Genomic DNA, 11864 nt, shown 5'->3' with positions numbered 1-11864 from the left:
CTATTATAATAACAAGCGCATAAAGCAAAAATTGGCAGGCATGAGTCCGGTTCAATTCCGTATCCATACCAGCCAATTAGCCGCTTAATATAAAACTCTAACTTTTAGGGGTCACCACACGCGGGGTGGTTTTCTTGTTGTTTTCTAAAAGGTTTTTCCGAAAGAAATATGCACTAATTTCCCGCACAATTCCCTTCAGAACTTCTCGTAGAAATTCAAGAAATGTTTCCATCATTATCACCTCCTTTCCTCCAAAAACAGAAAGAAGAGCGACAACCAACCACCCTCACAATATTCAGTTGCAACCTAATCTTATCATAATCTATCTATTCAAAAATCTATCAACCTTCGACAAATTTCGATTGATCCTTTTGATAATATCTTTGAGCGAGTGGGACAAGGAACCTGTCCCCCTGGTCCACCCCTGACCCTATTTCAACTCCTCAACCAACTGAGTTAGTAGTTCAGCATTCTCTTTTGTTATTGCTTTGTCACTCTGTGCAGATAGTTGATTTGTGTACGCTTTTAGTTTTCCTTCCACGGCGTTTTGGTTTCCTTTATCTGCTGATTGTTTTGCAGATAATAGTTTTGTTGTTAGGGAGTTAGCGATTCCTTCATTGGTAACAAAGGTTTCGGTTAGTCGGCTTAGGCTGTCAAAGTCTACTGTTACTGCGAAGGTATATTCTGCTTCGGCTTTATTTCCGGCTTTGTCTGTGGCTGAGGCGGATATTTTATTTTCGCCTATTTTGAATTCGTAAGCAGGTCCTTCAACATTTTGACAATCAGCTTCTTCAACTCCTGATAATTCATCAGTCGCCGCACATGTGATTGAGATAGTGGCATCGACTGTGTATTCTTCATTAGCGGAAAACTCGATCACAGGGGCTGTTGTATCTAGTGTAATCTTGTGTTGATAGGTTTCGCTTATGTTTCCTGAGCCGTCTTTGAATTGAACGAATACCGTTTTCTCACCATCACCACTAGGTAATTCAACACTTTTCAATGATGTATAGTTTTCCCATTCAGTCCAGTTCTCTGAATCTGTTGAGATTCTGAATTGGGTTACTCCACTTGCGTCATCTTCTGCGTTAAGACTAAGGCTGACGTTTCGATTGTTTGTATATTCTGCACCTTCATTGATTGAAAACTCTCCAGTTGGTGCTGTTGTATCTTTTGGTTCCTCTTCTACGATCATAATCCAACTAATTTGCGGGTCTGGTGCGTTTGTATTGCGAACTGTTACATCCAGTAGTCCATCAGAAATTTCGACATCATAACCGAGAACATCATAGGAATCTGTGAATGTATAGTTCTCTGTTCTGACTTCGTTGTTTATGAGGATGTTTGCTTTCCTCGAGCCTTTTGTTGATGAATACCAGCGATCGTAAAGGCCTGTGTATACCGTATATTTCCCGTTTTCAAGTTGGAACTTATAGGTAAGATCTGGACCGTTTCCGCCAACAAGGTATCGTAGAGCTGAGAAGAGATCATCACCTTCACCACCGGCAGGTTTTGAGATATCGCCTACATAGCCCCATGTTTGACCTTTGTCTGGTTCGTACATTTGGTCGATCGTTTCTTTATTCACAAGTGTGTCCTGCATATAGGATGACCATGTTACGTAATCCTTTGTTTTAGCTCCTCCGGCATGAACAAAGTATTTCACATTGTCAGGTATTACCACAACTTCTGCCCGAATCACTTTGTTTGCGACTTCAGGAAGCGTACCCTCGACCACTACTGTACCAGGCTTAGAGAAATCGTCCGGGTTGATCTCCCATGTCACCGGTGTATCCATTTGTTTGCCTGAATACGTTACATTAATCTCCTCTGGTAAACTCGGAACTTCATTTAGTGATACTTTTTCAGGTAATTCGGTGTTAATGGTGACTCTGCCCATTCGATTTAGCGTATCCAAATTCCACTCATCATACCATTGTAAGATGATTTCATCTTCATCTCCAAATTCAATTGGAAGCCAGATATACCTTGAGTTGGTTAAATCATTTTTGTTCCAGCGGTCGCCCATATAAATATATTTACCATTCTCACGATCGACTGGGATGACGTACGTACTTTGTGACCCAAATGTTGTTGAAGCTCCATCTCCAACTGACGGATCACCCATTGGCTTCCATTCTCCTAGAACAGAGTCTGCAACATGATATCTGGCCGGGTTTGGGTCCCATCCTGTTGCACCGGATGTGATTAAATAGTATTTTCCTTCATATTTGAACATAGCCGGGGCTTCACGGTGTCCATCGTAAATGGCACGGATAAAGTCTTTTCCATATTCTTCTCCGGCAATTGCTGTGTACTCTTCATTTAGTTTTGAAATATACAGGGAATAATTTTCTTCACTCGAATAAATGATATAGGCCGTACCATCATCATCCACAAATAAGTTCATATCGCGAGCCATTCCTGTGTTTTGGACCTTGTATGGGAATCCTTCCGGCACTTTGTTTAAGCGATTGCTTTCTAAAAATTCAAAAGGTCCTGTTGGTGAATCACTGATCGCCACACCGGCTTTTGCTTTTGCATAGTTAGAATCAGAACCCTGGTAAGGTCCATCTACATGCAGCCATAGCACATACTTATCTGTTTTCTCGTTATAAATCACCTTTGGTCGTTCTAAAACACCTCGAGCTGTATTAATATCACTGAAAATAACATCTTTTTCTTCAGCGGATCTATTTTTATATAACTCTTTAAAGTATGGATCTGTATCTAAATCTGCACGGTTTTCAACTGCACGCATGACAACGCCTTCATCTTTCCAATTATATAAATCCTTTGATGAATAGGCATGCACACCTGTTGCAGGAAGATAGCCATTTGTTTTATCTTCTCCATACCAATAGTATGTTTCGGTTTTCTCATCATACATCATGCCGCCGCCATGGGCTTGAATGATATTACCATTCGTATCTAACCAAGGCTGCCCTGGTTTAAATGATTCATTTGGCGTGTTAATCATCAGTCCATCGATCCCGTCATTTATTTGTTTAATAGCCGTTCGGATCTTTTCTTGGACTGCTTTTGTTGCTACATCTAATCCATTTTCATTTATTTCTTGAATCAGTGCTTCAGCTTTCGTAATGGCAGTGTTTAACTCTTCAATTCCTTTCGGATAGTAAACATCCGTCTTTTCCGCTTCTATTTTTGCCTCAGCAATTTTGGCTTCTAAGTCAGACACTGGAATCACCACATACTTTTTTATCATAATATAGTTCACTAATGGATCATTATAGTTCGTTAATGCAGCTGAAGCTGGCCCTTGGATTTTAAGGTTTAATTCACCATCTGTTACTGCGAGTTGCTGATAGGTGAATTCTTTTTCAGTATTATAACTGCCAATCTCATAGTCACCTTGAGACAGATTTTGCCCCTCGCTGATGATATTGACGCTTCTCTCACTCCATGGGTTTTTAAATCCTACTAAAATATCATACTCACCATCTGGTAACTCAAACTTGTATTCAATGGCTTTATCACGTGTTTGAGGACCGTTGTAATAACGTAATGTCGTCTTTTTATCTGTTTCGTTTCCATCAATCACCGAAGTTGAGGTTGTTTGGGTTACTAATCCCCACTTCTTTCCTGTCTCTGCATCTACACCGTAGGGTTGTTCTGTTTTACTTGAATAAAGCCCCATTTTGTCTGTACCTTCAACAGTGTCAGGTGTTTTATCACCTGCATTGACGAAATATAGGATATAGTCATTATTTTTGAGTTCTTCGTCTGTAAAATCGTCTTCGCTTTCTGCTGCGGAAGCTGGTGTTAGAGAAAAATGGGTTCCTAGGATAATGGCTAGTGTTAAAAGAAGACAAACTATTTTTCGCATGTTGGACAAATTGGTTCCTCCTTTAGTTTTTTTACGAGCTTGGATTGAAACATGAAACAGTAGAGCGGATTTTGAATCGGACATGCAATAAAACCTTTTTAAATATGAATTCATAGGATGCTGTGATCTGGAGGTATGTAGGGATGGTTGCGAAAAAGTATTTCATAGAGGGGAAAGAGTTAAATATGTTATGCGATAATATTGCAACCGCTTTCAATATAAATCCTGAACAGTGATATTGTCAATACTATTTGCTTTACTGTATATGAATATGATTCGTTTGTCCTGTTTTTCGTGTTTGATTAGGATGAGATTAGGATAAATGGTGGGGACATTCGGATTTGATTAGTGGATTAAGAGAATATAATGGTTGATTGCAATCGGTTTCAAAATAACAGTTCATCATTTTGACCAGGACTCGACCGAGAGGGACAGGGAACCTGTCCCCTTGTCCCTAATATTCTTCCCGGTCTTCTGCGATCATGTTTAGTCGTTTTATGTTTTTGGATGTTTTTTGGCGGAATTGGTATGTAGTGATTAGGTGTCCTGCTTTTTCTCTTCTGCGCTCCAGGACGCTTTTGCTGATGTTTACTTCAAGTTTTACTTGGTTAAGAAAATTAATGGTGGAGCTTGGTCCTTTTGATTCAATATCTTTAATATGCTGGTAGGCTACCCATGCTGTGTCCTTTTTCATGGGTGATCCTAGTGGGATCATGCAGTATTTCAGTGGTATGCTCACCATGATGGGAAGGTTTTTTTGTCCCTTTAAGATTGATCGTGCTGACTTTAGACTTCCATCGAAACTTCCTCCATAATACACGCAGCTTTCATTTAAAACAAAATATGTATTTTGTTCGATTCTAGTTTCTCCGAATGTTTCCAGCAATGTACAATGAAGATGACCTGTATTTGTGTAATGAGGTAGTAAAGCCATCGTTGATTCTGTAATGATTTCCTGATTATAAACATGAAGTTTATATTCCATGATTGTTTTCCTCCTTTTGAAAGAGTTAGAGACTATCTATTTTAAAAGGAGTTAGATATAATACCAATATAGTTGGTATTAATCCAACTAGAGAATTCCTTAAGCACTATACCCGTCAAAGTTGATGTGCTTAGGGTTTTTTTGCCCTCCTACATATACACCACCTCCTTCAATGACTTATCTATCTTATTACCAAAACACTACTATGATCATTTTTATGTGAAGTATCTTTAAATACTGTCTATCTGCTTCAATTGCTACATGTATATAGATTTGCACTGTAATTGGGAAGGTTTCTATCTCTAATGGCTGCTTGTTCAGCGAGTAAGATCGTGGTGGTTATTGAAGATATGACTTCGATTGCTCTTTTTTATTCGAGGTGTCAAAGTGATTGAGATGAGAGCTACTGACTAAAGTTGGACTTACAATCTAGTCCTTAGTTCCTCTTTCATAAATTTCCACTTATATTATAACGGTAAATTTTACCTATTGGTATCGTTTTTCTTTAAAATTATGTAAAGGTTTTGTATATTTCACTTTTATATTAACTTCAAGGATTTTACCTTATTTGAAAGCCATACTAGGTTAAAAGCTGTAATCCTCCTCCATCCCCTTTTCTCCAAAAAGCACCATTTCGCTTATTTTCCACCTCAATTCCCCACATATGACCCATATCCCTAAGGAAAACGCCCGATATTCACTCAAAAACACCTCCCATTCCATTTATATTGAAAATGTCTCCAAACTCAATACCTTGCTATTCTCAAATTACCGCGGAATACATAAGAATGCATTCTTAGAAGGATTCGTTCATGTACGAGGATGCGAGATTTGAAGAATTGCATCAGCAATTTGAGCCGATGATTTATCATGCTATGAGAAAGTTGGGTATTTACAAAAACAAACACGAGTTTTATCAGGTTGGATGTATTGCTTTATGGGAAGCGTCCCTGCGATTTAATAAGGAAAAAGGGGAATTTAAGTCATATGCTTATTCGTATATGATTGGACGAATGAAAAGTGCCCTTACAGAGGATAAAAAGAAGGAAGAAAGAGAAAGTCAGAGTGAAGACATATGGATTGAAGATGAAACAACTTATGGTGATTTTTCAACTATTCTTTGGGAATCCCTGTTTGATACTGTCTCTTCCATATTGTCTGAGAATCAATGTAAATGGGTGAAAGCTTACTGTTTATATGGGAATACTCCAAGTGAAATTGCTGAAGATGAAGGGGTTTCGGTTGCTGCTGTGAAAGGGTGGCGTAAGGGAGCTATTGCGAAGATGAGGATATACTTTTCAGATGTGATTCTAGAAAAATGAAATAATAAATTGAAAGGAGATTAGTGACTCATCGGTTGTTCTTGTCATTGGTCTGATCAAGTGGGACGCACTTATAGCTGTCCCCTTGGTCAAAAAAGATCTAATCAGATTTTCATTCCAATTAGATCTTATCTGTTAAGACTTATTCCATGTAACATTCTCTTTATCTCTATATAGTTATTTACAAAACTTACCTTGGAATCTATTTAACTATAAACTATCAATCTCATTATCTGTTGACCTTAGAAAAAAACTTAGATGGTCACTGTGACATTTACCTATTTAATTATTTATATTTGGCTTTTATATAAGTATTTTTTGCTGAGTAACTTATTTTCTTGGCACTTGTACTTTTTAATTTTCCTGTACAAGTATATGTAGATACCGTATAGGTTTTTTTATAAATATCCCCGTATATTGCTGGTCTTGACCATTTGTTTGCATCTGCCTTTATAAAGGTACCATTACCTGGAGGTGCTACAGAAACACCAATAGATGTGTTATACGCACTTACTGATATTGAATAACTAACAGAAGTTTGTCCAAAGAAATATCCATTGACTTTATCCCAATTCCGAAAACTAGGATGATAGTTCATAAATATATTACTAGACACTTTAACATTAGAAATTGTATTAATCTTTGTGTATGTTCCGCAAACGCTACTAGCAGCTACCATATTTGTTGGATCTCCAGTCGCTATAACCTGACCTTCAGCTATAATGTCTCCATCAGCTTCAATAATGAATTCATCTAAGTCTTCTGTTTTAGTAACAAGATTTCCATATTTATCAATTTGAGTCCCAATTACTTTAGCAGGAAGTATAGTTTCTGGATTATGTATATCTGTATTGATTATATAATCCTCATCTACTATTTCAACATTCTTCAAGGTAATTTCATCTTGAGCTAAACATTCTTCATTACCTATATTGGCTGTAGCTTTTGAAGAAGTTGGTAAAGCGAGGAACGAGAAACAGAGTACTAATGTTGTTACTACGAGAAAATAGAACTTTTTCATCTTTTAAATCCCTCCCAAAAATTATATAATATTCCAAGTACTAGAAAAATATATAATAAAAGGAAATAATTTACAACATGAAAGGAGAAGAAAATGAAAAAAATATTATTTTCATTTTTAATAATTCTTATTTTGGGAAGTATAACAACAGCTTTAGTTTTAGCAAGTAATGATAAAAATGCTGCGACTGAGGGAGAATTAAACCAGAAATATGAAAGATATGTGAATGAACAAGGATTTGAAAGTATAGAAATACATCCACAGCAAAGTTATATCTTTTCGTTGTATCAGGTAGAAAATACGGGTGATATCGGAGTTTTAGAATTTTCACCTGATGTTCAAAAGAAAGCAGAAGCAGCAAATAGCAGTGATTTGATTTATATACCACTGAAGGGTCAACATAATAATTACATGGGAATAAAATTTAATAAACATGCTGAACATGTTAAATACTTTACAATAAAAATGGGAAATGAGACGAAATCTTTTGATGTTAATAAAGAGGACGATGAAACTTTTACAAATACTTATTTAATACAAACTGATTTTGATCCAGATAAAGTAGTTGAAATATCAATTTTTGATAAAAATGATAAAAAGTTATACTCTATTTCTAGATAAGATGTGATACGTTTCAGGTAGTGTTACAAGAATATTCCCGGTTATTATGAAATCTGTAACCTCTACCGTCGGGGTGATGGTTGTCTAATTTAATAACGTTTTAGGAAAACCCCTATGCGCCTACTACCGTGCGGGGTGTTTTTTTGTTTTTAATATGTTTTTCGAAGGTAATATTCACTTCATTTACATAAAAATCCCCGTAATAATTCTTAAATGCCTCCAAGATTATCATCTCCTTTCCTGTAAGGCAGAAGTAAGATAACCATTCATTCTTGACCTATTCAGTTGGATAGTCAACAGTAAACTAGACAACTTTTTTAAGGTGTTCAAGTTTGAATTCTATTGGGCTTAGATAGCCTAGTGTTCCATGAATTCTTTTGTTATTAAACCAATGTATATAGGTATGCAATTCCTTTTCTAAATCTTCAAGACTATCAAAGTGACGCTCTTTGATAAACTCAGTCTTAATGATTTTAAACGTTGCTTCTGCTGCATTATCATAAGGACATCCTTTCATACTTAAAGATCGATCGATATTGAATGTTGCTAACGCATCATCAATCAGTTTGTTTTTGAACTCACTTCCTCGATCTGTATGAAAAAGCTTAATAGTACGTAAATCCGTTTTTATTGAAGCTAAAGCACGGTATACCAACAGGGCATTTTTATTACGATCGACACTATAGCCGATGATTTCACGGTTAAAGAGATCAACAAATACACATATGTACTGCCATTTTTTATTGACTCTGACATATGTTAAATCACTTACCACAACTGATAATGCTTCTTCTTGTTTAAATTTACGATCAAGTTCATTTTTTTGTTCTGATTCATTTGTTCCACTGGAATGTGGTTTGAATTGCGCAAGTGTAAAAGTAGATACCAGACCCTGCTCGTTCATAATTCGTCCGATCCGACGTCTAGAAACGATCTTGCCGAGCTTCATCAATTCCTTTTTTATTTTACGAGTTCCAGAGTTTTGATAACTTGAGTGGAAAATCTCTATAATATCGGATGTGATGTCATCCTCTGCCTGACGCTCTTCTGCTTCATAATAATAGGTACTTCTAGGGATTTGAAGGACTTTGCACATTGCTGATATCGAGTATTTGTGTTGATTATTCTTTATCACATTTACTTTCGTCTAGTATCAGCGCGGCTTGCTTTAAAATGTCATTTTCCATCTCTAGTTGCTTATTCCGTTTTCTAAGTTCAGCTAGTTCCTTTTGTTCGGCCGTTAAATTGTCTTTTTCCTTAAAAGAACCGGAGGTTTGACTTTGACTTACCCATTTATCTAAAGAAGAAGGAGTAAGATCATATTCACGGATAATTTCTTTTCTTGGTTTGCCGCTGTTATAAAGCTGTGCACGATCTGTTGTTTAAATTCTGCAGTAAATGTTCGACGTTCTCTTTTAGTCATCGTAGATTCTCCTCGAGTATAATATCTGTAGTCTACTTGACCTTAATTTTTCTGTCTAGTTCAGTGTAGTCGATTCAAGTTACAACCTTCTCTTAAATTAACCATAGACAAAATTCCTTTGCTTCTCACTATGTATATCCCTTTATGGAACAATTGCCTTTCCCCACGGTCCACCAACACCTTATACATTTCACCTCATTACCACTTTAATTAACTAAAATACTAAACTATAATATAAATATACTAATTATAATTGGGGGTTATTCATAATGAAAAAGAAGGTTGCTATCCTTGGTAGCAGTGGAGGGAATCTTTATTCACTTGGTGGGAAGGATCCGGAGAAGCTTCTTGGTGAACTTTTGTTGCAGCTAGAGGCGGCAGGGATGGAGTGCGGCTCTCTTCAGTTTATCGCAGCTAAGGGTTCAATGGATTCAGTGAAAGAAACAACAGAAGCTGCCCTATATGGCTGGGATGAAGATTCGAGTAAGCCATATATAAAACTGGATGGAACATTAAAAGAGGTTAATAAGGAAGCTGTAAAAACAGATCAGGAAATTTCAGAAAAGATAAAAAACGGAGAGATTGATGGACTCATCTTTATGAGCGCTGATCCAAATGGGGCTAATCAGAAAGCAGTCGAATCTGCAGCAAAAATGAAACTCCCGGCAACTGGGACTGGCGGTACTTCCATGGCAACAATTAGTTCAAAAGGGATTAATGTTATTTCCACATCGGGTACAACTGGAACGACCAATCGTACTCGTGCGGTGACCTTTGTTACATCATTAAGTAAGCACTGGGGAATTTCTTATCGCCCGATTATCGGGAAAGTAACGGCTTCCGATAAATCACAAGAAACGTCACCATGGAGAAGAATCAATATTCGCGGGATGATGCTTGCTTCACTACCAGGTTTTATTGCGATGGCATTAGTTCTCGCTTTAAGTAAGATCCCTGCTTTATCGATGCTTGGCGATGTTTTTGATTTAATGATCAATGCTCTTCCAATTATTCTTGCCGTTATTGCCGCAAAGCAAGTGGCTGATCTTGATGATGTTTCCATCGTTGCCGGGATTGTGGCGGGCGTATTGTCCACAAACGGAGGAATTATTGGTGGCATTATCGGTGGGATTGGTGCAGGGCTTTTAGTTCAATATATTTTCAGGAAATGTGTGGAATGGAAGTTTCCAGCTACGACTGTTAATATTGCGGCTGGTGGGGTTGCCGGATTAATTTCAGGATTAATCGTCTATTTTCTTTTCGCTCCGATCGCTCTTCAGCTTGGTGAAGGGATTCGATCGTTATTAGATACACTTGTGGCCATGAATCCGATTGTTGCAGGATTGATTGCGGGTTTACTTATTTGGCCGGCCATCATCGGTGGAATCTATCACGCTGCTATTCTGCCAATTGTCTTATTGGAAATGGAAACTTCGGGGAACAGTTTTTTAGGTGCGGTCGATATGGTCGGTTTGGTTATGGTTTCAGCAGGCATCACGTTAGCCAATATTGTTGCACCTCGAGATAAAGGTGAAGCCGCTGTCGCTACTCCAGGATTTTTGATTAATGTAGGATTTGGTACGTTCGTCGAGGCAGCCTATCCCTTTATGTTCTCCAACAAACTGATCTTTGCTGGAGCTATTGTCTCATCCGGTATAGGAGGCTTGCTTGTTGGTCTTTTTGATGTACGCGGAACAGCTTATGTTCCATCTGTTATGGCACCGTTCCTTTCGGATAATATGATTGGTTTTATCATTGCAATGGTGGGAAGTTTGGTGTGTGCGTTTGTGATTACATTGCTTGTTAATTTGTTTGTTAAGAAAAAGGCTCGGGATAAGGATGAGTTGTTATCGGCATGATAATTTTTGAGATAAGAAGATTTGTTGATGGAACGATAGCATCGAAAATTCTTTGTTCAGAGTGTTTAAGGTTTTATGTATGGCAATCATTCTATTTAGCTTAATAGATGATTAATTTAGGTTTAACCGCTGCTAGTTTTATTTCCAATGAATAACATTTCATAAAAGCACCTCCAATTGTTACATCTGTCTATCAATTGGGGTGGTCCAAGGAACCTGTCCCCTTGGACCAGTGCTTATTTGTTATTTTATACGCGATATACATTGCAAGGGATGTGATCATTATTTGTATTGGAATTAATATTAGCTTATTATTGAAATCTTTGAAGGCAAGTAGTCCTATTGATATAGGATAAAAAGAAAGCAGAAAAGGAGTGTTATTCGTTTACCGTTATTAGTCCTAAACTTATGGTTTACGTTGCCATTCAGGGTACTTCTTTACCCAATATTTTGTTCGAAAAATATGGAGTCCGATTGCAGGTATAATGTTAAAGACAAAAATAACAAGGCTAACAACTATCCAATCTTCCGTCGTTTTATCCGGATTTCCGCCTAATAAAACCAACCCAGTTAGTAAACCGGATGCAAGTAATACACAACTCCCAATAATAAATCCTGCATTTATACTCTTAAGTCATTTTATTTTTGATTGTTCCATAAAAACTCCTACTCTTCATTTTTCTCTGCTCCAAATTTAATTCCTACCCTACACCATAGACTAGTATTCAATACCTATGTATTTTGCAAGAAAAAAGTGCAGAGTAGCGCAAGATTTTTTGCAGAGTT

Annotated in this window: 8 protein-coding genes and 1 pseudogene; 4 read left to right on the top strand and 5 right to left on the bottom strand. The window is 37.2% G+C overall.

Translation table 11 applies throughout. The features are described 5' to 3' along the window. Positions 1–88: IS3 family transposase (locus tag LC095_RS27235; RefSeq protein ID WP_404810027.1), on the top strand; the 88-nt coding region annotated here is incomplete at its 5' end. Positions 89–97: 9 nt separating this feature from the next. Here LC095_RS27235 and LC095_RS26790 read toward each other — a convergent pair. The 3 genes from LC095_RS26790 to LC095_RS09965 all read right to left on the bottom strand — a co-directional run bounded on the left by LC095_RS26790 (position 98) and on the right by LC095_RS09965 (position 4832). Further along, complete coding sequence (locus LC095_RS26790) at positions 98–232, bottom strand: hypothetical protein (RefSeq protein WP_264195991.1); 135 nt, start codon at positions 230–232, stop codon at positions 98–100. A 198-nt stretch (positions 233–430) separates the two neighbouring features. Then, positions 431–3847 carry a family 43 glycosylhydrolase gene (locus LC095_RS09970; protein WP_226528053.1) on the bottom strand — a complete coding sequence of 1139 codons (3417 nt, stop codon included), beginning with the start codon at positions 3845–3847 and terminating at the stop codon, positions 431–433. A gap of 454 nt (positions 3848–4301) precedes the next feature. Continuing rightward, positions 4302–4832 carry a competence protein ComK gene (locus LC095_RS09965; RefSeq protein WP_226528048.1) on the bottom strand — a complete coding sequence of 177 codons (531 nt, stop codon included), beginning with the start codon at positions 4830–4832 and terminating at the stop codon, positions 4302–4304. Positions 4833–5644: 812 nt separating this feature from the next. Between LC095_RS09965 and LC095_RS09960 the strand changes: the two genes are divergently transcribed. Continuing rightward, a complete protein-coding gene (locus LC095_RS09960) occupies positions 5645–6154 on the top strand; it encodes a sigma-70 family RNA polymerase sigma factor (protein ID WP_226528047.1) in 510 nt (169 codons plus the stop codon). A gap of 286 nt (positions 6155–6440) precedes the next feature. Here the strand turns inward: LC095_RS09960 and LC095_RS09955 are convergent, their stop codons facing one another. Then, positions 6441–7175 (bottom strand): hypothetical protein, encoded by a 735-nt coding sequence (locus LC095_RS09955; RefSeq protein ID WP_226528046.1) that lies wholly within the window; start codon positions 7173–7175, stop codon positions 6441–6443. 93 nt (positions 7176–7268) lie between these two features. Between LC095_RS09955 and LC095_RS09950 the strand changes: the two genes are divergently transcribed. After that, complete coding sequence (locus tag LC095_RS09950) at positions 7269–7796, top strand: hypothetical protein (protein WP_226528045.1); 528 nt, start codon at positions 7269–7271, stop codon at positions 7794–7796. 304 nt (positions 7797–8100) lie between these two features. Here the strand turns inward: LC095_RS09950 and LC095_RS09945 are convergent. Then, positions 8101–9219 (bottom strand): annotated as a pseudogene (locus LC095_RS09945) (IS3 family transposase). 269 nt (positions 9220–9488) lie between these two features. Between LC095_RS09945 and LC095_RS09940 the strand changes: the two are divergent. Continuing rightward, a complete protein-coding gene (locus LC095_RS09940; protein ID WP_226528044.1) occupies positions 9489–11078 on the top strand; it encodes a PTS sugar transporter in 1590 nt (529 codons plus the stop codon). Positions 11079–11864 lie beyond the last annotated feature (786 nt).

It is taken from the genome of Metabacillus niabensis, assembly GCF_020524345.1.
Lineage (GTDB): Bacteria > Bacillota > Bacilli > Bacillales > Bacillaceae > Metabacillus > Metabacillus niabensis_B.
This window is presented reverse-complemented; position numbering and strand designations above follow the sequence as displayed.